Annotated in this window: 19 protein-coding genes; 6 read left to right on the top strand and 13 right to left on the bottom strand. The window is 70.7% G+C overall.

Annotated elements, in window-relative coordinates:
- The first annotated feature begins 211 nt into the window (after positions 1–211).
- A complete protein-coding gene (locus ACFWWR_RS18660) occupies positions 212–448 on the top strand; it encodes a hypothetical protein (RefSeq protein WP_383866498.1) in 237 nt (78 codons plus the stop codon).
- Between the two features lie 173 nt (positions 449–621).
- Here the strand turns inward: ACFWWR_RS18660 and ACFWWR_RS18655 are convergent, their stop codons facing one another.
- Entirely contained in the window at positions 622–1,788 is a 1,167-nt protein-coding gene (locus ACFWWR_RS18655) for a citrate synthase/methylcitrate synthase (protein WP_384304286.1), read from the bottom strand.
- Between the two features lie 123 nt (positions 1,789–1,911).
- Between ACFWWR_RS18655 and ACFWWR_RS18650 the strand changes: the two genes are divergently transcribed.
- The 4 genes from ACFWWR_RS18650 to ACFWWR_RS18635 all read left to right on the top strand — a co-directional run bounded on the left by ACFWWR_RS18650 (position 1,912) and on the right by ACFWWR_RS18635 (position 6,638).
- Complete coding sequence (locus ACFWWR_RS18650) at positions 1,912–3,210, top strand: citrate synthase (RefSeq protein ID WP_384304283.1); 1,299 nt, start codon at positions 1,912–1,914, stop codon at positions 3,208–3,210.
- A gap of 10 nt (positions 3,211–3,220) precedes the next feature.
- Entirely contained in the window at positions 3,221–4,165 is a 945-nt protein-coding gene (locus tag ACFWWR_RS18645; RefSeq protein WP_383866492.1) for a sucrase ferredoxin, read from the top strand.
- Positions 4,166–4,290: 125 nt separating this feature from the next.
- Positions 4,291–5,961 (top strand): ATP-binding protein, encoded by a 1,671-nt coding sequence (locus ACFWWR_RS18640; protein WP_383866490.1) that lies wholly within the window; start codon positions 4,291–4,293, stop codon positions 5,959–5,961.
- Positions 5,958–6,638, top strand: coding sequence for a response regulator (locus ACFWWR_RS18635; RefSeq protein WP_383866489.1), 681 nt, complete (start codon positions 5,958–5,960; stop codon positions 6,636–6,638). Before ACFWWR_RS18640 ends, ACFWWR_RS18635 begins: the two co-directional genes overlap by 4 nt.
- Before the next feature lie 139 nt (positions 6,639–6,777).
- Here the strand turns inward: ACFWWR_RS18635 and ACFWWR_RS18630 are convergent, their stop codons facing one another.
- From ACFWWR_RS18630 to ACFWWR_RS18605, 6 genes are all read right to left on the bottom strand, one after another.
- Complete coding sequence (locus ACFWWR_RS18630; RefSeq protein ID WP_384304280.1) at positions 6,778–8,370, bottom strand: cation acetate symporter; 1,593 nt, start codon at positions 8,368–8,370, stop codon at positions 6,778–6,780.
- Positions 8,367–8,927, bottom strand: coding sequence for a DUF485 domain-containing protein (locus ACFWWR_RS18625; RefSeq protein WP_384304278.1), 561 nt, complete (start codon positions 8,925–8,927; stop codon positions 8,367–8,369). The genes ACFWWR_RS18630 and ACFWWR_RS18625 overlap by 4 nt, the downstream gene beginning before the upstream one ends.
- Before the next feature lie 69 nt (positions 8,928–8,996).
- Positions 8,997–9,680 (bottom strand): response regulator, encoded by a 684-nt coding sequence (locus ACFWWR_RS18620; protein WP_383866483.1) that lies wholly within the window; start codon positions 9,678–9,680, stop codon positions 8,997–8,999.
- Complete coding sequence (locus tag ACFWWR_RS18615; protein WP_383866481.1) at positions 9,677–10,828, bottom strand: sensor histidine kinase; 1,152 nt, start codon at positions 10,826–10,828, stop codon at positions 9,677–9,679. Before ACFWWR_RS18615 ends, ACFWWR_RS18620 begins: the two co-directional genes overlap by 4 nt.
- Positions 10,825–11,349, bottom strand: coding sequence for a DUF1453 domain-containing protein (locus tag ACFWWR_RS18610; RefSeq protein WP_383866479.1), 525 nt, complete (start codon positions 11,347–11,349; stop codon positions 10,825–10,827). The genes ACFWWR_RS18615 and ACFWWR_RS18610 overlap by 4 nt, the downstream gene beginning before the upstream one ends.
- Positions 11,350–11,705: 356 nt before the next feature.
- Positions 11,706–13,826, bottom strand: a complete 2,121-nt coding sequence (locus tag ACFWWR_RS18605; RefSeq protein WP_383866477.1) for a type IIA DNA topoisomerase subunit B — start codon at positions 13,824–13,826, stop codon at positions 11,706–11,708.
- Between the two features lie 441 nt (positions 13,827–14,267).
- Here ACFWWR_RS18605 and ACFWWR_RS18600 point away from each other — a divergent pair, with 441 nt between their 5' ends.
- Positions 14,268–14,498: a hypothetical protein gene (locus tag ACFWWR_RS18600; RefSeq protein ID WP_383866475.1), complete on the top strand. Its 231-nt coding sequence runs from the start codon at positions 14,268–14,270 to the stop codon at positions 14,496–14,498.
- 122 nt (positions 14,499–14,620) lie between these two features.
- Here ACFWWR_RS18600 and ACFWWR_RS18595 read toward each other — a convergent pair whose 3' ends face one another.
- The 6 genes from ACFWWR_RS18595 to ACFWWR_RS18570 form a co-directional block, all read right to left on the bottom strand.
- Entirely contained in the window at positions 14,621–15,478 is an 858-nt protein-coding gene (locus ACFWWR_RS18595; protein WP_384304275.1) for a S1 family serine peptidase, read from the bottom strand.
- Between the two features lie 121 nt (positions 15,479–15,599).
- Positions 15,600–17,135 carry an RNA polymerase sigma factor gene (locus tag ACFWWR_RS18590; protein WP_383866472.1) on the bottom strand — a complete coding sequence of 512 codons (1,536 nt, stop codon included), beginning with the start codon at positions 17,133–17,135 and terminating at the stop codon, positions 15,600–15,602.
- A 429-nt stretch (positions 17,136–17,564) separates the two neighbouring features.
- On the bottom strand, positions 17,565–18,452 hold the full coding sequence (locus ACFWWR_RS18585) for a FadR/GntR family transcriptional regulator (protein ID WP_383866470.1): 888 nt from the start codon (positions 18,450–18,452) through the stop codon (positions 17,565–17,567).
- A gap of 162 nt (positions 18,453–18,614) precedes the next feature.
- Positions 18,615–20,483, bottom strand: coding sequence for an ATP-binding cassette domain-containing protein (locus ACFWWR_RS18580; RefSeq protein WP_383866469.1), 1,869 nt, complete (start codon positions 20,481–20,483; stop codon positions 18,615–18,617).
- Positions 20,484–20,655: 172 nt separating this feature from the next.
- A complete protein-coding gene (locus ACFWWR_RS18575) occupies positions 20,656–21,414 on the bottom strand; it encodes an NUDIX domain-containing protein (protein WP_383866468.1) in 759 nt (252 codons plus the stop codon).
- A gap of 129 nt (positions 21,415–21,543) precedes the next feature.
- The gene (locus tag ACFWWR_RS18570; protein ID WP_383866560.1) at positions 21,544–23,463 is read right to left on the bottom strand and encodes a glycogen debranching N-terminal domain-containing protein; all 1,920 of its coding nucleotides are present in this window, start codon (positions 23,461–23,463) and stop codon (positions 21,544–21,546) included.
- Positions 23,464–23,816: the final 353 nt, after the last annotated feature.

The raw sequence follows: 23,816 nt of genomic DNA, 5'->3' as shown, positions 1-23,816 counted from the left end.
GAGCCATCGCCGCCGAGGATCATGGGTAATGCTGCGGTCTCGGCGACGGTGGGTGGGCACTCCCCCGACAGCGCGACCACTCCGACCGATCAACCACCTGCCCGCGACGACACGCCAGGTGATCTTTCGCCATATGGCCACTTCGCACCACCAACCCAGCTAATCTGCTGCGCAAAACTGTGCCCCCACCCATCGTTAAGGACCAGCACCCTTGAAAATCGTGCGCCGCATTGGTGTGCCTCCAAGTGCCCGTGGCAGTGCCTCAGGAGCAAACTGCCCGGACGTGTTCGAGCTGAGTGACGGCAACTTCGCCGTCATCGGCACCGAGGCCACCAAGGCGCTTGAGCAAGAACTGCCTGCCGACGCCTCGCGTGCCGACTACGAACGCATCGTCATCGTGAGCCGTGAGACCTTGATCCGCGCCAAGGCAGACATCCCCGACGCCTGACGTCACCCGCACGAGACGAGCCATCCCGAACTCGTCCCGTGCAGCTCTCCCCCCAGCCGCACAGAACCGCTGAGCGACCTGGGTACCGACCCGGCGAGCAGTCCGGCACCCCGTCCCTGCTCGATCACCACCGATGAGGCCTGGCGCCAGAACGGCACCAGGCCACACGCGCGTCAGGCGGCCCCCGGCACCGCCACCGGAGCCCCAGGCCCCACATACCGGGCCACCGGCCTGATGATCTTCGAGTCCGCCGCCTGTTCCAGGATGTTGGCGCTCCAGCCCACCACCCGCGCAGCCGCGAACGTCGGCGTGAACATCTCGCGCGGCAGGCCGCACAGCTCCATGACCACGCCCGCGTAGAACTCGACGTTGGTGTGGAGCTCCCGGCCCGGCTTCAGTTCGGCGAGGATCCGCTCGACGTGGCGCTCCACCTCGACGGCGAAGTCGACGCGCGGACCGCCGAACCGCTGGGCAACCTCACGGAGCATCCGGGAACGAGGGTCCTCCGTGCGGTAGATCGCATGACCAAAGCCCATGATGCGGTCACCGGCAAGCACCCGTTCGCGAATCCAGGAGTCGATGCGGTCGGCAGTGCCGATCGCGTCAAGGGTGTCCAGCGCACGACTGGGCGCACCTCCGTGCAGCGGGCCGGACAACGCCCCCACCGCCCCCACGAGACACGCCGCCACGTCGGCACCGGTCGACGCGATGACGCGGGCCGTGAAGGTCGACGCATTGAATCCGTGGTCAATGGTTGAAATCAAGTACTGCTCGACCGCGCGGGCAAGCTCCGGCTCCGGCTCCGCACCCGTCAGCATGTAGAGGTAGTTCGCCGCGTACGACAGGTCCTCCCGGGGCTCCACGGGGTCGAGCCCCGCCCCCAGCCGGTGCAGCGCCGTGAGCAGTGTGGGTACGGCCGCCGCCGCGACGACGGTGTCCTGACGACGACGGTCCGCATCGAGGTCGTACACCGGACGGAAGCCCTTCGCCGCGCCGAGCAGCGACAGCGCGGTGCGCATCCCGGCGAGTGGACCGGAGCCCGCGCCGGCCGCGGCGATGGCGGGCAGCGCGGCCCGCACCTGGTCGGGCAGCCGCCGCAGTGCGGCGGTCTCGGCGGCGAAGGCCGCGCCACGTTCGGCGTCCGGAAGTTCGCCCTGGAACAGCAGATGCCAGACGTCCTCGAAGCTGCGGGTCTGCGCGAGTTCGACGGCCGAGTACTGGCGGTAGTGATAGAAGCCCTCGAGCCCCCGCACGTCCCCGACCTCGGTGTTGGTGACCACAACGCCCGCGAGTCCTCGCGGTACGTCGACCAGGGTTCCTGCGGACCTGTTGACGGACATGATTCCTCCCTCGACTTGATTTAACTGTCCATGATTGACTGATTTCCTGTCAATATTGATTGAATCAATGCAGGCACATCACTATGCGATCAACAGACCGAGCTGTGGATACGGTGACCTCTTATGCGCGATCAAGAACCCCTCCCCGGCCCCGCCGGACAGCGGCTGAGCACCAAGGAGGCCGCCGAGCTGCTGGGCGTGAAACCCGAGACCGTGTACGCCTACGTGAGCCGCGGCCAGCTCACCAGCCGTCGCGTCCCCGGCGGCCGGGGCAGCACCTTCGACGCCAAGGAGGTGGAGGCGCTCGCCAGGCGCAACAGGCGGGAAGGCGGCGGAAGTTCGGGCTCCGGAGGCGAGCTGTCCGTACGGACGCAGCTCACGTTGATCGACACGGATCGCTATTACTTCCGGGGCGTCGACGCGACCGAACTGGCCGCCCGGCACTCCTACGAAGAGGTCGCCGAGTGGCTGTGGACCGGGCGGATGCGGCCCGGCGCCGGCTTCACGGCTCCCGAGGCCGCCGTCGCCGTGGCCCGCCGTGCCGTGCACGCGCTGCCCGAACACGCCGCTCCCACCGACCGTTTGCGGGTCGCGGCGATCGCCGCCTCGACCGCGGATCCGCTGCGCTTCGACCTCTCCGAGGAGGCCGTGCTCGGCACCGCGCGCGTCCTCATCCCCACGCTGGTGGCCGCCCTGCCGCCGGTCCTCCACGCCCCTGACGACCGCGGCCCCCTCGCCCACCGCCTGTGGACGCGGCTCAGCGGCCGGCCCGCCGACGAGGCCTCGCTGCGCGCCCTCGACACCGCCCTCGGCCTGCTCGTCGACCACGACCTCGCCGCATCGACCCTCGCCGTGCGGGTCGCAGCATCAGCCCGCGCGCACGCCTACGCGGCCGTCTCCGCGGGGCTCGGCGTGATCGAGGGCCCCCTGCACGGCGCGGCCAGCGGGCTCGCCCACCGGCTGCTGCTCGACGTGCTCGACCAGGGCAGCGCGGCCCCCGTGATCGCGGACGAACTGCGGGCCGGCCGCCGCATCCCGGGACTCGGCCATCGCCTCTACCCCGGCGAGGACCCGCGCGCGCGTGCCCTGTTCGGCCTCCTGGAGCAGATCCCCAGGGCCGAGCCCGCCCTCGCCGCGGCCCACGACATCGTGGCCACCACCGCCCGCCACGCTCCCCTGCACGCCAACATCGACCTGGCCCTCGCCGTCTTCACCGCCTCCACGGGCATGCCCGCCACGGCGGGCGAGACGATCTTCGCGGTGGCCCGTACGGCGGGCTGGATCGCCCACGCCCTGGAGGAGTACGGGGAACGCCCCCTTCGCATGCGCCCGAGCGGCCACTACGTCGGCCCGAGGCCTCCGCAGCCCCTCCCGGAGCAGGACACACCCCGTCCGGAAGGCGTCGGCCTCAAGTCAGGTTAGGCTCACCTCTGTGAGTACGTGCTCAACCGTCTCCCAGGAGCTCGACGAGCCCATCGCCGGGACCGCGGCCACAGCGAGGACCTGGCTGCTGCTGGAACAGCCCGGCCCCTGGGGTGCCAAGGCGCTCACTTCGAGCCACCTGGACCCCGCACTCGGCCGCGCCCTGGAGGCGGCCGCAAAGGGCACGGACGTACGCGTCGCACTGATCCGCCGCCCCGGACGGCACGCCGACAGCGGAACACCCACCACACGTCACGTGTACGCCGCTCACACCTCGCCCGGGAGCACGTGGCTGCACTCCGCCACCACCTGCGATCCGGGCCGGCTGCTCGACCTCGACTTCGCGGCGCTCGGCAGGGGCGACCACAGCACGTTCGACGCGGTGCTCGACGGGCAGGCCCACACCGGCGATCCCCTCGCGCTCGTCTGCACCAACGGCAAGCGTGACCGCTGCTGCGCGCTCCTGGGCCGCCCGCTCGCCGCCGAGCTGGCCGCGTCCGGCGTCGAGGGCACCTGGGAAGTCACCCATCTGGGTGGTCATCGTTTCTCACCGACGCTGCTTGTCCTCCCCTACGGATACGCCTACGGCCGGGCTGAGGCCCATGCCGTCAAGGAGATCCTGCACAGCGTCCAGGAGGGACGGATCGTCGTGGCGGGGTGCCGTGGGAACTCGGCCTGGGAGCGACCCGGCCAAGCGGCCGAGCTGGCCGTGCGCACGGCCACCGGCGAGTACGCGGCGGACGCCCTCGCGGTCGTCCGCACGGAGGGCGCGGCGCCGTGCTGGGAGGTGACCGTCGCGCACGCCGACGGACGCCACTGGCGGGTCGTCGTGGCCCAGGGCGCGTCCCTGCCGCCGCGCGCGGAGAGCTGCGGGACGTCGGTGCTCGGCTCGCCCGCGCGGATGGACGTGGTAGCCGTGCGCGAGCTGACGGGGACCACGGCGCTCGCGAGCTGAGGGCGCACACATAGTCCGTGCCGGGGCCTCCGACACACGCGCGTCCAGGCATCTCACATATTGATCAAGTAATCCACGCCACACCCCCTGCGGCAGTTGACGCATACCCACGTACCGTCATGGGCATGAGCCGCACTCCCCCCGCCCGCCGACTGCGCCTCGGCCTGCCGCGGCGCGTGTTCTCACAGGTACTGCTGATGCAGCTGGCGATCGCCGCGGGAGTGGCGGTGCTCGCGACCGGACTGTTCCTCGCCCCTCTCAGCAACCAGCTGGACGACCAGGCGATGCGCCGGGCGCTCGCGATCGCGCAGACCACCGCCGCCGAGCCGCGGATGGCGGACGAGGTCAAGAACACGCCTCCGACGGCCGACGGGCCGGTCCAGAAGGCGGCGGAGCGGATCCGCGAGACCACCCGGGCCGAGTACGTCGTGGTGATGGACTGGCGGGGCGTGCGCTGGTCGCACCCCACCCCCGACCAGGTCGGCAGGACCGTCTCGACCGACCCCGGCCAGGCTCTCGCCGGCAAGGAGGTCATGGAGATCGACAGTGGCACCCTGGGCCGCTCCGCCCGCGGCAAGGTGCCGCTGCGCGACAGCGACGGCGACATCGTCGGCGCGGTCTCGGTCGGCATCGCGTACGACAGCGTGCGAGCGCGGTTGATCCACGCGATCCCCGGCCTGTTCGCGTACGCCGGTGGCGCCCTGGCCGTCGGCGCGCTGGCCGCCTGGCTCATCTCCCGCCGGGTCCACCGGCAGACCCGGGACCTGGCCTTCTCGGACATCTCAGGGCTGCTCGCGGAGCGCGAGGCCATGCTGCACGGCATCCGGGAAGGCGTCGTCGCCCTGGACCGCGCCGGCCGCGTCCGCCTGCTCAACGACGAGGCGCAGCGGCTGCTCGGCATCGGGGAGGAGTCCGTCGGCCGCTCCCCCGACGAGGCGCTCGGCGCGGGCCGTACGGCCGACGTCCTCGCGGGCCGGGTGACGGGCACCGACCTGCTCACCGTGCGCGGACAGCGCGTGCTGGTCGCCAACCGCATGCCCACCGACGACGGCGGTGCCGTCGCCACCCTGCGCGATCGCACCGAACTGGAACAGCTCGGCCGGGAACTCGACTCCACGCAGGGTCTCATCGACGCCCTGCGCGCCCAGGACCACGAGCACGCCAACCGCATGCACACGCTCCTGGGACTGCTCGAACTGGAGATGTACGACGACGCCGTGGAGTTCGTCGGCGAGGTCGTCGGCGACCACCGCGCCACCGCCGAACAGGTCACCGAGAAGATCCAGGACCCCCTGCTGGCCGCCCTGCTGGTGGGCAAGGCGACCGTCGCGGCCGAGCGCGGGGTCGCCCTGTGGGTCTCGGACCGGACCCGGCTGCCGGACCGGCTGGTCGACCCCGGTGGACTGGTCACGATCCTCGGCAACCTGGTCGACAACGCGCTGGACGCTGCCGCGGGCACACCGCACGCGCGCGTGGAGGTCGAATTGCGCGCGGAGGGGCGTACCGCCGTCCTCAGGGTGCGGGACACCGGCCCGGGAGTCCCGGTGGAGCACCGCGAGTTGGTCTTCACGGAGGGCTGGTCCACGAAGAAGCCGCCGGCCCACCGGAACCGCGGCATCGGCCTCTCCCTGGTGCGCAGGCTCGCCGAGCGCCAAGGTGGCAGCGCCACGGTCGGCGAGGCGGGCGGTGGGGGCGCGGAGTTCACGGTCGTCCTGCCCGACGCCCTGCCCGATCCGGAACCGGCCCTCACCGCGCCGCAAGCCCCGCAGTCCGCCACCGAGGAGGAATCACGATGATCGAGGTCCTGGTCGTGGACGACGACATCCGGGTCGCGCGGGTCAACGCCGCCTACGTAGCGAAAGTGCCGGGCTTCCATGTGGCCGGCGAGGCGCACAGCGCGGCGGAGGCACTGCACCGGTTGGAGGCGCTGCCCCACGTGGACCTGATCCTCCTGGACCACTACCTGCCCGACGAGACGGGCCTCACCGTCGTCCAGGAGATGCGCCGACGCGGCCACCAGACCGACGTGATCATGGTGACGGCGGCGCGGGACGTCTCGACCGTGCAGGCCGCCATGCGGCAGGGCGCGCTGCAGTACCTGGTCAAGCCGTTCGCCTTCGCGGGCCTGCGGGCCAAACTGGAGGCTTACGCGCAACTGCGCCGCACTCTCGACGGCGGCGGCGAGGCGGAACAGGCCGAGGTGGACCGCATCTTCGGCGCCCTGTCCACACCGTCGGAGCCCGGACTGCCCAAGGGCCACTCCCCCACCACCGCGGAACTGGTCCGCCGCTCCCTCATGAACGCCGAAGGCCCTCTGTCCGCCCAGGAGATCGCCGAACGCACCGGAGTGAGCCGCCAGACCGCCCAGCGATATCTGAAGCTCCTGGAACGCACGGGGCGGGCCAGACTCACCCTCAAGTACGGCGACGCGGGCCGCCCGGAACACCGTTACGTGTGGGCGACCCGCGCCTGAGGACACGGCCGTGGGAACGGGGGAAGGGACCGTGCCCACCGCTACATACGGATGCGGGCCTCGGGGATGTCGGCCCGGGGGCCGAGGCAGTCCTTATGCCGGTGAGGACTCATGCCGTACGACGATGCAGGCGCCGCCCCTATACGGCCCCCGCCCCCGTCAGCGACCGCACCTCGGTCTCCGCGTGCTTGGCCTCGTCGGGCAGTTCCGCGGAGGTGACCGTGCCGAGCCAACCCGCGACGAAGCCCAGGGGGATCGAGACGAGGCCGGGGTTCTGCAGCGGGAAGTACTGGAAGTCGACGCCGGGAAACAGTGATTCGGGACTGCCCGACACCACCGGCGACAACAGCACGAGCACGACGGCCGGGATCAGCCCGCCGTAGACGGCCCACACGGCCCCGCGGGTGGTGAAGCCGCGCCAGAACAGTGAGTAGAGCAGCACCGGCAGGTTGGCGGACGCGGCGACGGCGAACGCGAGTCCCACGAGGAACGCCACATTGAGGTCGCGCGCCAGCAGGCCCAGGGCGATCGCGACCACCCCGATGCCGACGGCGGCGGCGCGGGCGACGGCCACTTCGCTGCGCGGCTTGGTCTTCCGGCGCCGCAGCGAGGCGTACAGGTCATGGGCGACGGACGCCGAGGAGGCGAGCGTGATTCCGGCGACCACGGCGAGGATCGTGGCGAAGGCGACGGCGGCGACGATCGCGAAAAGAACCGTTCCTCCCGTGGAGTCCGCGCCTCCGCCCAGGTCGAGAGCCAGCAGCGGGACCGCCGTGTTCCCTGCCGCGTTCGATCCCCGTACCACCTCCGGCCCCACGATCGCCGCCGCACCGAATCCGAGGACGATCGTCATCAGGTAGAAGCCGCCGATGAGCCCGATCGACCACACGACCGAACGCCGGGCGGCCCGCGCGGTGGGCACGGTGTAGAAGCGGGACAGGATGTGCGGCAGCCCGGCCGTGCCGAGCACCAGCGCGAGTCCCAGGCTGATGAAGTCGAGGCGGGCGGTCCAGTCCCCGCCGTATTTCAGGCCGGGTGCCAAGAACGGTGCGCCGTGACCGCTGCGCTCCGCCGCCGTGAGCAGAAGCCGGTCGAAGTCGCCGTGGAACCGCACCAGGACGAGCACGGTGAGCGTGACGGTACCGCCGAGCAGCAGGACCGCCTTGACGATCTGGATCCAGGTGGTGGCCCGCATCCCTCCGAACGACACGTAGATCACCATGAGCGCACCGACCCCGATGACCGTCCAGGTCTGCGCCGCCCCGCTGGTGCCCCCGAGCAGCAACGCGACCAGACTGCCCGCTCCCACCATCTGAGCCACCAGATACAGGACGGACACGGTGACCGAGGAGGTTCCCGCCGCGATTCGCACGGGACGCTCCGTCATCCGCGCCGCCACCACGTCGGCAAGCGTGAAGCGGCCGCAGTTGCGCACGAGTTCCGCAACGAGGAAGAGCACCACGAGCCAGGCCACCAGAAAGCCCACCGAGTACAGCAGCCCGTCGTAGCCGTAGAGGGCGATGAGTCCGGAGATGCCGAGGAAGGACGCGGCCGACATGTAGTCACCCGCGATGGCAAAACCATTCTCCATCGGTGAGAACAGCCGGCCACCCGCGTAGAACTCCTCCGCCGAACCGTGCCGGTGACGGCTCACCCACGTCGTGATCCCCAGGGTCACGGCGACGAACGCACTGAACAGAAGCAACGCCAGCGTCTGATGGTCCCCCGTCACGACACACCGCCCCGGATGCCCCGCGTCAGTTCCTGGGTGTCCCACCGCAGTTCGAGCGCGGCCCGGTCCCGGCGCAGCCGCGCGTGCCGCGCGTACGCCCAGGTGAACAGGAAGGTGGTGAGGAACTGTCCCAGCCCCGCCAGCATCGCCACGTTCACAGCGCCTGCCACGGGGCGCGCCATCAGCCCGGGCGCCGTCGTCGCGGTCACCACATAGGCGACGTACCAGGCGAAGAACACGGCGAACCCTGGCACCACGAACCTCCGGTACCGACTGCGCACCTCCTGGAAGGCCGCGCTGCGCTGGACCTCCAGGTACACCTCGGCCGCCGCGACAGCCGGGGCCTCTTGCTCCCGCGACGCCGACGGCGCCGCGGGCACGGGCGCGTCGACCCCACCCGACTCGCCCCAGCCGGAGGCGAGTGCGTCGTACCAGGGGTCGTCGTACCTCACCTGTCCGGGCCCCTCGGCGAGCGCCGGATCATGACCGTCGTGGTTGTCGACCGAACTCTCGGCACCACCGCCGCCTCCGCGGGGGCGACCGTTGCTTGACTGCATGCCCAAGGATGGACAGAACGGGAAGATCTCCGACTCTTCTTCCCCGCGCTCTTCACCCCATCAGGTGACTCACCCCGTCGGTGGCCGTACAAGCCCCTTACCGAACGCGTAACGCACCGCCTGCGCTCGGTCCTTCAGTCCCGTCTTGGCGAAGAGGTTGTTGATGTGGGTCTTCACGGTCGCCGTGGAGACGTGCAACCGACGGGCGATCTCCTGGTTGCTGAGACCTTCGGCGATCAGCACCAGCACCTCGGTCTCCCGCGTGGTGAGGCCGTCAGGCACGTCGATCGGCGCCGCCGACGCCGGCTCGGGTTCGGACAGCCGCTCCAGAAGCCGCCGTTGGATGCTCGGCGAAAGCCCCGCGTCCCCGGACAGCACGCTCCGCACGGCCCGCACGATCTCGTCGCCCCCCGCATCCTTGGTCAGATATCCACGCGCCCCCGCTCTCAGCGCCGGAAACAGCGACTCGTCGTCCGCGTACGTCGTAAGCACCACAACCTGCGTCCCGGGATGCTCCGCCCGAATACGTCGGGTCGCCTCCACCCCGTCGCAGCGCGGCATGCGCAGATCCATCAGCACCACGTCCGGGTCGAGTTCGGCCACGAGCTTCACCGCCTCGTGCCCGTCCCCCGCGGCTCCCACGACCTCAATGCCGGGCAGCAGCCCCAGCAACATCACGATGCCCTCACGGACCACGGTCTGGTCGTCCACGACCACCACCCGCGCGGCTTTCTCCCCCGCCTCCGCCGTCATACGGGCACCTGCAACGTCACCACGAACCCCTCCTCGTCCGGCCCCGCGTCCAGCGAACCGCCCAGCAGCTCGGCACGCTCCCGCATGCCCAGGAGACCGTACCCGGCGCCGGTCGCGGCCAGTTCGCCCGGCGAACCGCCCGAGTCCCGCACGACCAGCCTCACTTGGTGCTCGCCGTATTCGAGTCTCACCTGCACCTTCGCCCCGGGAGCATGCTTGCGGACGTTGGTCAGGGCCTCCTGCGCGACCCTGCGCACCGCCTGGGACGCCTCGGCCGGCAGAGGTCTGCGCTCACCCGAAATGGTGGCCTCGGCACCGTCGGCCGTACCGACGATCTGGGTCAGGAACTCTTCCAACGGGGTCAGTTCTCCGCGCAGCGCCGACAGGGCCTGCCTTGTCTCGGCCAGTCCGGAACGAGCCATTCCCCGTGCCGCCACCACCCGCTCGAGGATCTGCTCCCGGTCGGCCCCTCCCTCGATCAACAGCCGGGCCGCCTCCAGGTGCACGAGCTGCGCCGAGAGACTGTGGGCCAGCACGTCATGGATCTCCCGTGCGATACGGGACCGCTCCGCGAGTGCCGCCGACTCCGCCTCCGCCGCCCGCGCGGCACGCTCCTGTACGAGCAGCCGCTGGGCGCTGCCGCGCGCCTCGGCGTCCAGCCGCAAGACGTATCCGGCGAGGGCGAGCCCCGCAGTCGTGACCGCCGTCGTCAGCCAGGCGTCGTCATTGACGGCCGCGTACGACGTGAGGGCAACTGCGGTGACCGGCAGCGCCGCTGCGAGAGGCAGCCGTTCCAGGGCCGTGACGGCACACCCGCACCACAGAACCAGGGCGGGAACCCTGAAGTCCGCGCTCTGGGCCACCACCGCGATCCCCAGGAGCAGGGTGGTGAGGGCCAGGGACGGCCAGAGTCGGTGCGCGAGGGTGGTGCGATAGAGGGCCCAGGCGACGAACGCGGCCAGCAGCACGGCCGCCGCGGCTCCGAGCGCCCCCCACCCGTGCACCTGGCTGCTCGTGAAGATGCCCCACAGGAGCATGCCCAGCACCAGGGCGCGCACCACCCACCCGAGCAGGCGCCGAGGAGCCGTGGTCTCTCCGCGCCCGAGCGCCTCCCGGGAAGGCCAGCGCGTCCAGACGTTCTCCGTCACGCACGTTCCTTCCATGCAGGCGGGGACATGCGGTCACCGTACGCCGTGGCGGACACGGCGGACGGGTGCAGGCAGTGGGCCCGCCAGGCAAGAATCCCGGAGCGGACCAGAAGTGTGGCCGCCAGGGCGAGCAGCAGGGCGGAGGAGCCCTGGTGGATGCCGAGCGCCGCGCCGAGAGCGAAAAGGCCTACCCGCAGTCCGATACCGACGCCCCAGACCGCTCCGCTTGCCTTGGTGCTCCGGCACCACACCGCACCGTCCGGCTCCGCCCATATTCGGGTGGTCCAAGCCCAGCCCGCTCCGATGGCGAGACCAGTGACCAACTCGGCGGCGAGCAGGGCGACCGATGCCGTGTGGCGGTGGGCGTCCACCATGTGCGCGTCGCGGAGCGCCACGACGGCCAGGACCGCGGGCAGGAGCCACCAGCGTCTGTCGGTGTCGATCCGACTGGTGCGGAACTGTCGGACGACCACCAGGGCGATCACCGCCACGATCAACAACGCGTCGACGAGCCCCGGCATCTGAGCCTCCGTAGCGAGAAGGAGCACGGCCGACAGCGAGCGCTGCCGACGCCTTCGACGCTACGCAAAGTCGCAGGTCGGCAGATCGGAGCAGGGGTGGATCATGGGTGGACCCTCGACGGCCGTCGACCTCCACCTACGGGTGGAGACGCCTCCAACGCACCCGCCGAAGTCGCCCGCTCAGCGCGCGTCCGCCCAACTCACGCGACATTGCAGGCTGCGCGACCCATACGGCCGCGCACGCGGGCTTCCCCCGGCGCCCAGCCGACCTCGTCCACCTACACCACCCCGGTCCAGCCGCGCGCACCCACACCTCGGCCCGAGCCAACCCCACCGGCCCGAGCCGAGCGCAGCGGCTACGCGTCGATGCGCGACCGGTCCAGCGTCGCAGCCGAGCTGGAGATGAACTCCTTGCGGGGTGCCACGTCGTTGCCCATCAGCAGGTCGAAGACCTGCTCGGCAGCGTCCAGGTCGGAGAGGTTGATCCGGCGCAGAGTGCGGTGCCGCGGGTCCATGGTCGTCTCGGCCAGCTGGTCGGCGTCCATCTCGCCGAGGCCCTTGTACCGCTGGATGGAGTCCTTGTACCGGACGCCCTTGCTCTGGAACTCCAGGAGCTTGTCCCGCAGCTCACGGTCCGAGTACGTGTAGACGTATTTGTCCTGACCCTTCTTCGGCTGGATCAGCTCGACGCGGTGCAGCGGCGGCACCGCGGCGAACACCCGGCCCGCCTCGACCATGGGCCGCATGTAGCGGTGGAACAGCGTCAGCAGCAGGGTTCGGATGTGGGAGCCGTCCACATCGGCGTCGGTCATCATGATGATCTTGCCGTAGCGGGCCGCGTCGATGTCGAACGTGCGACCCGAACCCGCTCCTATGACCTGGATGATCGCGCCGCACTCGGCGTTCTTGAGCATGTCCGTGACGGACGACTTCTGGACGTTGAGGATCTTTCCGCGGATCGGCAGCAGCGCCTGGAACTCGGAGTTCCGCGCGAGCTTGGCAGTGCCGAGCGCGGAGTCTCCCTCGACGATGAACAGCTCACTGCGCTCGACGTCGTCGCTGCGGCAGTCGGCGAGCTTGGCCGGCAGCGAGGAGGATTCCAGGGCCGTCTTCCGGCGCTGTGCGTCCTTGTGCTGACGTGCGGCGATCCTGGTACGGGCGGCGGCGACGGCCTTCTCCATGACGACACGAGCCTGGGCCGCGGCGTCCCGCTTCGTGGAGGTGAGGAACGCCTTGAGTTCCTTGGAGATCACGGTGTTCACGATGCGACGGGCCGCCGAGGTACCGAGGACCTCCTTGGTCTGCCCCTCGAACTGAGGCTCGGCGAGACGGACCGTGACGACCGCGGTGAGTCCCTCCAGGGCGTCGTCCTTGACGATGTCGTCCTCGGCCACGCGCAACAGCTTCTTGGTGCGGAGCACTTCGTTCATCGTCTTGACGACGGCCTGCTCGAAGCCCGCGATGTGGGTGCCGCCCTTGGGCGTGGCGATGATGTTGACGAACGACTTCAGGTTCGTGTCGTAGCCCGTCCCCCAGCGCAGCGCGACGTCCACGCCGAGCTCACGGGTGACCTCGGTGGGCGTCATCTGTCCGTGGTCGTCCAGGACCGGGACGGTCTCCTTGAAGGTGCCCTGACCGGAGAAGCGGAGGACGTCGCAGACCGGCTTGTCGGTGGCCAGGTACTCGCAGAACTCGCTGATACCGCCGTCGAAGCGGAAGGACTCCTCGCCCTTGCTGCCACCCTCGCCCAGGCCGTACTCGTCCCGGACGACGATGGTCAGGCCGGGGACCAGGAAGGCGGTCTGACGTGCACGCTGGTGCAGATTCTCCAGGGAGAGCTTGGCGTCCTTGAGGAAGATCTGGCGGTCAGCCCAGTACCGCACCCGCGTACCGGTGCGGTTCCTGGGAATCTTCTTGCCCTTGCGCAGACCTCCGCCCTCGAACTTGGCGTCCGGTCCCGTGGCGGCGAACGCTCCGGGCACACCCCGACGGAAGCTGATGGCGTGGGTGTGGCCGCTGCGGTCCACCTCGACGTCCAGCCGCGCGGACAGGGCGTTCACCACGGAGGCGCCCACGCCGTGCAGACCGCCGGAGGCGGCGTACGAGCCGCCGCCGAACTTGCCGCCGGCGTGCAACTTGGTCATGACGACCTCGACGCCGGAGAGGCCGGTCTTGGGCTCCACGTCGACCGGGATGCCCCGGCCGTTGTCGCGGACCTCCACCGAGCCGTCGTCGTGGAGGATCACGTCGATGTGGTCGCAGTACCCCCCTAGGGCCTCGTCGACGGCGTTGTCGATGATCTCCCACAGGCAGTGCATCAGTCCACGGCTATCGGTCGAGCCGATATACATGCCCGGGCGCTTGCGCACTGCCTCGAGCCCCTCAAGGACGAGCAGGTGCCGCGCGGTGTAGTTGGAACCGTCCCGGTCTGCTCCTGCCAGCAGAGCTGTGGACGGCACGGACGTTTCGGCGGTCACGCGGTTCGCTCCTCGCTGAATTTCAGGTGGGGCCCTTCTGGGTAAGGGCGCGGCTTGGGTTGCCGCTCAGAGGGTACCGAGGCCTGGTAGAGCCGATGTAACGCCACCCTCTTCTAAACTCACCCTAGTCCACGGTCGTATGCGTGTTCGATCCCTCGATTGAGTGAAGTACATATCACGTTCCCTTCGAGGCATGAACCATTTAGGCTCCGGGCACGTCCTCATGAACAACCGGCAACCCAGCCGGGAGGACCGACCCCCCGACCGACAGCGCGAACCCGTAAGCAACGAAGACACGCAATACGGCACATTCGCCGCCAACCGGCAGCAGACAGCAGCCCCGGAGAGATTTTTCGAGGAAAAGCCCCGAGCGGGAACGTTTTCGGGCTGGTTGGATGTTGACCCTGGTACGACAGCTCGTCGAGCTAGAGAAGAGGCGACGTGACTACTGTTCTGACCCCCGCGAGCCAGATGACGGCCGCTGACCGCTGCGACCGCTGCGGCGCCCAGGCGTACGTGCGCGTCGTCCTGCTCAGCGGCGGAGAACTGCTCTTCTGCGCCCACCACGGTCGCAAGTTCGAGCCGGAACTCAAGAAGATCGCCGCTGAGATACAGGACGAGACGGAGCGGCTCACGGCCGTTCCTGCATCCGCCTCCGAAGAAGAGCGCTGACACTCGCGTTCCACGACGAGCCAGCACCGGCACAGGCCGGCCAAGGGCGGCCGCCCCTGCTCCCAGGGGTAGCCGCCCTTGCTCATGCCCGTCGAGTGCCCGTCGAGGCCCCTCAGCCGCTGTCAGACGCCCGTACGCGGCACGTCTGACCCGCCACCCGTGGCTAGCGTCCGCAGGACGTCGGACACGCGCGTGTAGACACCAGGGCTGCCCGCACGACCGCAGCCGCTCCCCCAGGACACGAGCCCGATCAGCTTCCCCCGGGCGACCAGCGGCCCTCCGCTGTCTCCCTGGCATGCGTCCCGGCCGCCCTCCTCCTCCCCGGCGCACAGCATGGTGCCCGCGAGGTACATGCCGTCGGCACCGCCCGGATACGCCCTCTCGCACAGAGCGTCGGACAGCACGCTCAGGTGTGCAGCCCGCAGGCTCTGCGCATAACCCCCCGCACCCGTGACATCACCCCACCCGTAGACCGTGGCGCTCGTCCCCGGTAGGTACGCCGGGTCACCGGCAGCCGCCATCCCGAGCGCCGAGCCCTGCGGCAGCGGTTCGGTGAGACTGAGCACGGCGAAATCCCCCGCGCCGCTCTCTTCGTCGTAGTCCGGATTCACCCAGGTGTCGCGTACGCGGATCTCGCGGCCCTGGTCCGAGAGAAGATCCGTGCGGCCTGCGATCACCTTGAGGTCGCGGACGCGGTCCGGTGGGTCGCCGAGGACGTCCTCCCCCAGGCAGTGGGCCGCGGTGAGCACCGTGGTCCGGCCGACCGCCACACCGCCGCAGAACTGTCCCGCCCGCGTACCCCCGAACCGGTCACGACTGGACAACGCCACCGTCCAGGGGCTCTCGGACACGTCGACCGGGAAACCGCCGACGACGATGGTGTCGGCGGCCACGGGGGCGGCGGACACCAATGGTATGGCCGCCGCGGCGGCCGCCAGAACCAGCGGCCGGGCCAGCGCCCGAGCAATGCGAGACCGCATACCTGCTCCTTACTCCGGGGTGTTGATCGGACACCCAGAGTCATGCAGAGCAGCGCGGGCCGCAGCACGAAGGCCCGGCTCCCTTGGGGGAGCCGGGCCTTCGATCTCGTACGAACGCGATCTAGTCGAGGTAGTCGCGCAGCACCTGGGACCGCGACGGGTGGCGCAGCTTCGACATGGTCTTGGACTCGATCTGGCGGATGCGCTCGCGCGTGACGCCGTACACCTTGCCGATCTCGTCGAGGGTCTTCGGCTGACCGTCGGTGAGACCGAAGCGCATGGAGACGACGCCCGCCTCACGCTCGGACAGGGTGTCCAGGACGGAGTGGAGCTGCTCCTGCAGGAGCGTGAAGCTGACCGCATCGGCCGGGACGACGGCCTCGGAGTCCTCGATGAGGTCGCCGAACTCACTGTCGCCGTCCTCGCCCAGCGGGGTGTGCAGCGAGATGGGCTCACGGCCGTACTTCTGGACCTCGATGACCTTCTCGGGGGTCATGTCGAGTTCCTTGGCCAGCTCCTCCGGAGTGGGCTCGCGGCCCAGGTCCTGGAGCATCTGGCGCTGCACGCGCGCGAGCTTGTTGATGACCTCGACCATGTGCACCGGGATACGGATGGTGCGGGCCTGGTCGGCCATCGCGCGGGTGATCGCCTGACGGATCCACCAGGTGGCGTACGTGGAGAACTTGTAGCCCTTGGTGTAGTCGAACTTCTCCACCGCGCGGATGAGACCGAGGTTGCCCTCCTGGATGAGGTCCAGGAAGAGCATGCCGCGGCCGGTGTAGCGCTTGGCCAGGGAGACCACCAGGCGGAGGTTGGCCTCCAGGAGGTGGTTCTTGGCGCGGCGGCCGTCCTCGGCGATGATCTCGAGCTCGCGCTTGAGCTTCGGGGCGAGCTTGTCGGCGTTGGCCAGCTTGTCCTCGGCGAACAGACCGGCCTCGATGCGCTTGGCGAGCTCGACCTCCTGCTCGGCGTTGAGCAGCGGGACCTTGCCGATCTGCTTGAGGTAGTCCTTGACGGGGTCGGCGGTGGCACCGGCCACGGCGACCTGCTGGGCGGGCGCGTCGTCCTCGTCGTCGTCGGAGAGGACGAAGCCCTTGTTCTCGGCTCCCTCCTCTTCCTCTTCACCGGGCTTGACGTCCTCGAGGACCTCGTCCTCGACGACCTCGGCGTCGTCCTTGCCGGCGGTCGTCTTCTTGGCCGTCGTCTTCTTGGCCACGGTCTTCTTCGCGGCCGCCTTCTTGGCGGTCGTCGTCTTCTTGGCGGCGGCCTTCTTCGCGGGCGCCTCGTCCTCGACGGCGGGCTCGGCGGCGGGTGCCGCCGGCGTGGCGGTGGCGGTGGCCTTCTTGGTGGTCACCGTCTTCGCCGCGACCGTCTTGGTGGCGGTGCGCTTGGCCGGACTCTTCGCTGCGACGCTCTTTCGGGTGCGCTTGGGCTCCGCGGCACTGACCATCAGCGTCACACCCTCTTCCTCGAGGATCTGGTTGAGGCTGCGCAGTACGTTCTTCCACTGAGTGGCCGGAATCTGGTCAGCTTCGAAGGCCCGACGCACGTCATCGCCGGCGATCTGCCCCTCAGCCTTTCCCCGCTCAATGAGCGCCATGACAGAGACGGACTCGGCGATCTCCGGCGGGAGCGTACGGGATGTGCTGGCCGACACGAACAACCTCTCGGAACGTTGGAAAACGGCTTCCGGCCCCGTCCACGAGGACAGGAGCCGACCACCGGCCTTGGGGATGGGCCGACGGCGCGGGCGGGGGCCGGGAAGATGCACAGCGCCTTGAACGGCGTCCGTATTCCTTCCGCGGCTGTCACCTCTTAGGTCATCGCGCTGTCTCGCTGAGCGTTACGCCCAATCTGCGTGGCCCGAGTCACACCCCGTAAGCGTTCAAAAACGGTCAGACACGGGCAGAGGAGGTCAGTCGCGTTCTCAGACTGAGGCTACCGGCCGACTCACCGCCACGTCACACCGTCGGACCCCGCAGGATTCCCTGAGGATCCTGCGGGGTCCGACGGGAGACGGTTCGGCGGCCGGGCGATGCCACAGGAGGGGGGAGAAACCGCCGACCGCGCCGCCTGCGGTGCGTGGTCAGTGCTCGCGCGGCGCGGGCACCACGCGTTCCACCTCGGGGTGGACGGTGAGAAGTTGGCGCATGGCCGCTTCGGCCGCCGCGCCGTCCCCGGTGGCGAGGGCGTCGGCGATCCGGCCGTGGTGCGCCAGCGAGGCCTCTGTCGGCCGGTCACACCCGGCGATCGGGCCACCGGAGACCTGCAGAGCCGCCGACACGATGCCGGAGAGGTGCTCCAGCATGCGGTTGCCCGCGAGCTGGATGAGCAGGGAGTGGAACTCGGCGTCGGCGCGGGAGAAGGTGAGCACGTCACCCTGCCCCATGGCGTGGCCCATGATCTCGACCATGTCGGCGAGCCGCTGCTGAACGTCCTCGCGCCCGTGCCCGGCGGCGAGGCGGGCGGCAAGCGGCTCGATCGTCCAGCGAAGCTCACTCAGCTCGCGGCGCTGGTCGTCGCGCTGCGGCCCGTATGCACGCCACTCGATGATGTCCGGATCGAGGAGGTTCCAGTCACTGACGGGGCGCACGCGCGTGCCCACGTTCGGGCGGGCGCTGACCAGGCCCTTGGCCTCCAGGACGCGGAGCGACTCGCGGACGACGGTGCGGGAGACCTCGAAACGCTGGCCGATCTCCTCGGGGACCAGCGGACGGTCGGCGCCCAGGTCACCGGAAACGATCATCTGGCCAAGCTGTTGGACGAGTTGGCCGTGCAGCCCGCGCCCGCGGTTGCCTGCGGCGCGTCGGCCCATGCGGCCCAGCTCCGGGTCCGCGCCGTCCCACGAGGGGACGCCGACGCGGTCGGGGGCCGACGCCTCGGCGTAGGGGTAGCGGTCGAGTTCGCCCGGGCCGGCGAGACCGGAGTCTGCGGAGCGGGCGGCGGTCATCATGGTGTGCGCAAGGGTACTCACGGATCCTTTGTCGGCGCCGTCTCCAACTCCCTTGAGGTCTTTGGTGAAAAGCACACGAAAGGGTGATCGCTCACCCCGTCGCAATTGACGCCTTATCGGAAAGAAATGGGCGCACCCCGGGGAGTTGTGCGCAGGGCGGAACCGATGGGGCGTGGACGGTCGTCATCGGATCCTGCTCCGCAGGGTCGTGAGCAGATATGCGCAGAGCAGAGCGGTCAGCGACAACGTCAGCGCTCCACCAACGGGTTGGACGAGCACGCGCACGACAGCCGACAGATAGCGCTCTCCTCCGAAGGGCCACTGCGGCAGGAACACCTCACGCAGCCGCGCGGGAAATCCGGCCGCCGCCCGCACTGACGCCCCCTCCCAGGCCTTGTGTACGAGGGGTACGACGAGAACCGGTACGGCGACCACCGCGGCGAGCCCGGCCGTGGTGGACCGGAAGACCCCTGCGGCCAGCACTCCGGCCCAGGCACACCCGACCACGAACCCGATCCAACTGACGCCCAGCGGCAACCAGTCGGCTGGAACTTCTGTGAGCTCCTGTCCGTAGACGAGATAGAGCACTTCGGCGTCGCAGCCCACCGTGAGCAAGGCCAGCAGCAGCGCGGTGGCCGCGGCGACCACGAGTTTCGCGGCGAGCAGTCCCAGGCGGCGGGGCACCGTGCCGCGGTCCGCCGCCAGCGCTGGGTGGCGGAACTCGTCGCCGAAGGCGAGCGCCCCGAGCAGCCCCGCGCCGAGTGCCGCGGGCGGCAGCGGGAGTTCCCGCGGCCACGCGGCCAGCAGACGCGGCTGCGGGGTGTGTCCGACACGTGCCAGGAGTACGGCGGCGAGAGCGGACGTGACGAGGACACCGGCACCAGTGAGGAACCCCGTCCCGACCCCGACGGCGCGGCGCAGTTCGTAGCGCAGCGGCCGCAAGGGGCCGGGTGCGGGGCGGACGGAGATCGGGGGTGGCAGGGGGGCCAGCGGGTCGCCGGTTGTGACGGCGTCGAGGGGGCGAGCCGCGACTGATGGGCGCACTTCTCCGTCGCTCGCACCAGCGCGCGTTCCCGCTGGACCGGACACCGGGGAGGGGCCGGGTTCCCGTTCCGGACCGTCCGGCAGTGTCCTGTCGAGTACGTGTGACTCCGCCGAGAGGGCGGGCACCGCACCCGGACCCATGTCGCCGATCTCGTCGGCGAGTTGGTGCACGAGGACGCCGTGCCGGAAGGCGGTCTCACCCACGTCGGCACACGTACTGCCGTACACGGACAGCCGATTACCGCCCTCCCGTACGACTTCGACGGAGCGCTGGGCCGTGCGGGCCTCCTTGGTGAGCAGGGCCGCGAGGCGGGCGGCGTGGGGGCTGCGGACGGCGACCCGGGGGCGCAGCCGGGTGCGTGCGAAGTCCGCGGCTTCCTGGTCGGCGACGAGTCTGCCCCCGTCGAGCGTGACCACCTGGTCGGCGGCGCGTGCCGCCTCCTTGGGATCGGCCGTGGTGAACAGGACCGTGCCACCCTGCGTGGCGTGCGCCCGCAGCATGCCGTGCAGCCACTGGTTCTCGCGGGCGGAGAGGCCGTCGGCAGGGTCGTCCAGCAGGAGGGTGTGCGGGTCGGGCAGCAGGGCACAGGCCAGGCCGAGACGGCGGTCCATGCCGCGCGAAAGAGTGCCGAGCCGTTCGTCGCGCAGGCTGACGAGACCGACCACCTCGAGGACTTCGTCGGCACGCCGGACCGGGACGCCCGCCGCGGCGCACAGCATGCGCAGATGACCGCGCACGCTCCGGGCGGGATGGCCCGGCACATCGCCCAGCAGCACGCCGACTTCACGCGAGGGGTGCGCGATGCGGTGCAGGGGTCGGCCTCTGAAGTAGGTGATGCCGCGGCCCTGTTGCAGTTCGAGCATCAGTCTGAGCGCCGTCGTCTTGCCCGCGCCCGCCGCTCCGAGAAGCGCGGTGACACGGCCGGCGTGCGCTTCGAAGGAGACGTCGTCGACTGCGGGCGGCAGATCCTTACGGGAGTTGCTGGTCAGTCCGAAAGCCTGGATCACCCGTAGCAAGATAGCGCGCTATGTCCGTTTTTTCGGGTACCGCACGGCTCGCTGCACAGCGGGCTGGGGGTCCGTCGACGGCCCCGATCGGACCCCTGTTCGCCGTTCGGAAAAGAGGCCGGTCCGTAGTTCCGTCAGGGCCGGTCGGCTGCCCGGGCCCCGCTCCGCGGCGTCACACCTCTGGGCGCAGCATCGGCGGGTTGAGGAGCGTGGCCCCGCCGGCGCGGAACAGCTGGGCGGGGCGGCCGCCCTGGCGGGTGGTCGTACCGCCGGTGGGCACGAGGAAACCCGGCGTGCCCGTCACCTTGCGGTGGAAGTTGCGCGGGTCGAGGGCGACCCCCCACACCGCCTCGTAGACGCGACGCAGCTCGCCGACGGTGAACTCGGGCGGGCAGAACGCGGTGGCCAGCGACGAGTACTCGATCTTGGAGCGGGCTCTCTCCACGCCGTCCGCCAGAATCTGGGCATGGTCGAAGGCGAGCGGCGCAACGGGTTCGCCGTCACGGCCGTAACCACCCTGCTGCAGCAGTTCCTCGACGGGCGCCCAGCGGGCGTTGCTCGCGTCGCCGCCCGCGCGCGGAGCGGGCAGATCGGGGGCGAGGGCGAGGTGGGCGACGCTGACCACGCGCATCCGGGGATCGCGCTTGGGATCGCCGTAGGTCGCGAGCTGTTCCAGGTGTGCGCCGTTGCCCTGGACGGGAACGGCCGTGTCGTGCGCGCGCAGTCCGGTCTCCTCCGCCAACTCGCGCGCCGCGGCCTGTGCCAGATCCTCGTCGGCCCGTACGAAGCCGCCGGGAAGCGCCCAGCGCCCCTGGAACGGCGGCTCGCCCCTGCGCACCGTCATCGCGCACAAGGCATGGCGGCGCACGGTCAGCACGACCAGGTCCACGGTGACGGCGAAGGGCGGGAAGGCTGACGGGTCGTAGGGCATGCGGCGATCATAGTCGTCTGCTTGACGATAAACACGCCCTTCGTCGGCCGCACCGGCGGCTGGTCACCTTCGGTCCGGTCGGGGTTCAGGCTGGGCTTGGATCGTTCTCCTCTGCCACGTCGTACGAGGTCACGCCCGCAGCTGCAGGCCGTCGGCCGCCTCCTCGACCACGGCGAGGCCGAGTCGGCTGACCCGCACGGAGAAGGGGGCGCCCGCGACCCGCAGCCCGGTCAGGCTGATCTCCCCGAGCGGTGCGCTGCGCATCGGGCGCAGCGTGACCGTCCCCGCCGGGGCGTCGGGGCGGATCCCGGCGAGGGTGGTCAGCAGCAGGACTCCGGCAGCCGCTGCGCCCGCCGACGGGCGGCAGGCCGCCGGATGGGGAAGTGGCGCGCCCCCGTCGGTGCGCTGCTCCCCCGCGTACATCTCGGGGAGCCGGTGGCCGAACGCCTCGGCCGCCGCCAGGACACCCCGCATCAGCGAACCGGCCTCCTTCTCGTACCCCGCCGCAGCCAGACCGGCGACGGCGACGGCCGTCTCGTGGACCCGTACGGCACCGGCGCGATGGCCGAACGGGTTGTATCCCACCTCCTTCGCGCCCAGTCCGCGCAGGCCCCAGCCGGAGTCCATGGCCGGGCTCCCGAAGAGCCTGGCGAGCTGTTCGGTCTGCACCCGGTCGAGCAGCCCGGGTGCCTGCTCGCCCCCACCCAGCAGCCCGGTGTCGAGCAGATGGACGGCTGTGGCGCCGAGCTGCGGAACGAGACGCCCGTCCGGGGCACGGGCGGTCGCCGGCCGGCCGCCGCCACGGTCCTCGACCCAGAAGTCCTGGCGGAACGCCGTCCGCTGTTCCCGGGCCCACTGGCGCAGCTCGGTGCCGCCCGGCCGGCCGCACGAGTCGAGCAGCTCGGCACCGAGCACCGCCGCGCGATGGGCATGGGCCTGTGTCTCGCAGCGGACGGGCCCGCCGGGCAGCGGGTCGCACAGATACGGACCGTCGCCCACTGTCGTCCGCAGCCAGGTCAGGCACCGCTCGGCCGCCGGCAGCAGCTCCTCCGTCTCCTGCGCGGGGAGTCCCCATCTTCTTGCCTCCGCGAGGAGGGCCGGGAAGAGCAGAGTGGCCTCCGTGCCCGTGCAACCGGGCGGCAGATGCACTCCTGCGTCCCGCCTCGGTCCCGGGATCATGCCGGACCGCGGTCCGCCGACGCCCGGGAGTTGGGTACGCGCCAGGGTGCGCATGGTGCCGGCCGCGAGCCCCGTGCCGAGCGGCAGCGTCATCCGAGCCGCGGCGAGTGCCTCGGCCGGTGCCAACCCGCAGCGCCATGGCGCTCCTGCCGCCAGATGCGTGTCGGTGGGGTGTGCCGGGTCACGCAACAGCAGGGCTTGGAGGTCCTCGATGCCGGTCTGCAGCAGGACCCGCACTCCGGGGTGGTCGCCTGTCGCCCGTGCGGTGGCCAGAGGGCTCGTCGCCGCACGCCCCACGGCCCTGACGGGTCCCGCACCGTCGGGCCTTACGCGCAGTTCCACGCTCGCCGTGCCGCCGGGGGGCAGTCGGAACTCCCAGCGCAGCAGTCCTGCTGAGGCCAGGGCATCAGCGGGCGGCGGCTCGGCCGTGACCGATGCGCTCGCTCCGGCACGGGACCAGCGCAGGCCGGAGTCGTGGACGCTGGCGGACAGCTCGGGTCCCGCCCGTCCTGACGCGATCGTGCCCAGGTCTGCCAGGTCCGTACCGAGGGCCACCTCCACCGGCAGACGGAGTGGGCGGAGGGCAGCGCTGCGGAGAGTGATGCGTTCCGTGCCGTCGGCGTGACGCGTGCGCTCGACCACGACGTCCGGGTCCGGTCCGGCGCCCGGGGAGGCGCGCAGTGTCCCCACGAAGCGTGCGCGGTCAGCCGCGGTCGTCCGGGCCTGGACGGCGACCGGTTCGCGTCCGGCGACGCGAAGCTGGCAGCGGGAGAGCACGCGTCGGCCCGCGCGATAGAACCCCTCCAGGCCGTGACCGGTCAGCTGCCCCTGATCCGAGGAGATGGCGAGCCCCGGGAGCGCGACGCAGATGAGGGTGGCGTGGGCCGGAGGCAGGTCGGCCGGGCGGCGAGGGGGCGAGGTCGGATTCGGGGGCGGGGCCGATGGCAGGGGGTTCTGTGGGGTGGGCGCGGCCGAGGGAAGCGGGCGAGAGACGGTCGGGGGCAGAGGCCGGCGCTGCTGGGTTGTCTGCGGGACGGGACGTGGTGGCTGTGCCGTCGGCAGGGGCGGGTTCTGCTCCGTGGGCGCAGACGACCGCCGTTGTGGACCCGTTCCTGCGGATGGCCAGGGATTGTCCTGCGCCATCGACGGAGGCGCATGTCGGCCGGCATCCGCAACCGGATGCTGCCGCTCCTGCCCCCTGGGTGCAGACGTGTTCGAGCCCT

It is taken from the genome of Streptomyces sp. NPDC058678, assembly GCF_042714835.1.
Taxonomy (GTDB): Bacteria; Actinomycetota; Actinomycetes; order Streptomycetales; family Streptomycetaceae; genus Streptomyces.
The sequence above is the reverse complement of the archived record's forward strand: the minus strand, read 5'-3'. Positions and strand labels throughout refer to the sequence as shown.

Coding starts and splice junctions, on each gene's coding strand:
- ACFWWR_RS18625 (WP_384304278.1), bottom strand. CDS start 8,927: ATGCAGTCAAGCAACGGTCGCCCCCGCGGAGGCGGCGGTGGTGCCGAG.
- ACFWWR_RS18620 (WP_383866483.1), bottom strand. CDS start 9,680: ATGACGGCGGAGGCGGGGGAGAAAGCCGCGCGGGTGGTGGTCGTGGAC.
- ACFWWR_RS18640 (WP_383866490.1), top strand. CDS start 4,291: ATGAGCCGCACTCCCCCCGCCCGCCGACTGCGCCTCGGCCTGCCGCGG.
- ACFWWR_RS18610 (WP_383866479.1), bottom strand. CDS start 11,349: ATGCCGGGGCTCGTCGACGCGTTGTTGATCGTGGCGGTGATCGCCCTG.
- ACFWWR_RS18595 (WP_384304275.1), bottom strand. CDS start 15,478: ATGCGGTCTCGCATTGCTCGGGCGCTGGCCCGGCCGCTGGTTCTGGCG.
- ACFWWR_RS18635 (WP_383866489.1), top strand. CDS start 5,958: ATGATCGAGGTCCTGGTCGTGGACGACGACATCCGGGTCGCGCGGGTC.
- ACFWWR_RS18650 (WP_384304283.1), top strand. CDS start 1,912: ATGCGCGATCAAGAACCCCTCCCCGGCCCCGCCGGACAGCGGCTGAGC.
- ACFWWR_RS18655 (WP_384304286.1), bottom strand. CDS start 1,788: ATGTCCGTCAACAGGTCCGCAGGAACCCTGGTCGACGTACCGCGAGGA.
- ACFWWR_RS18575 (WP_383866468.1), bottom strand. CDS start 21,414: ATGCCCTACGACCCGTCAGCCTTCCCGCCCTTCGCCGTCACCGTGGAC.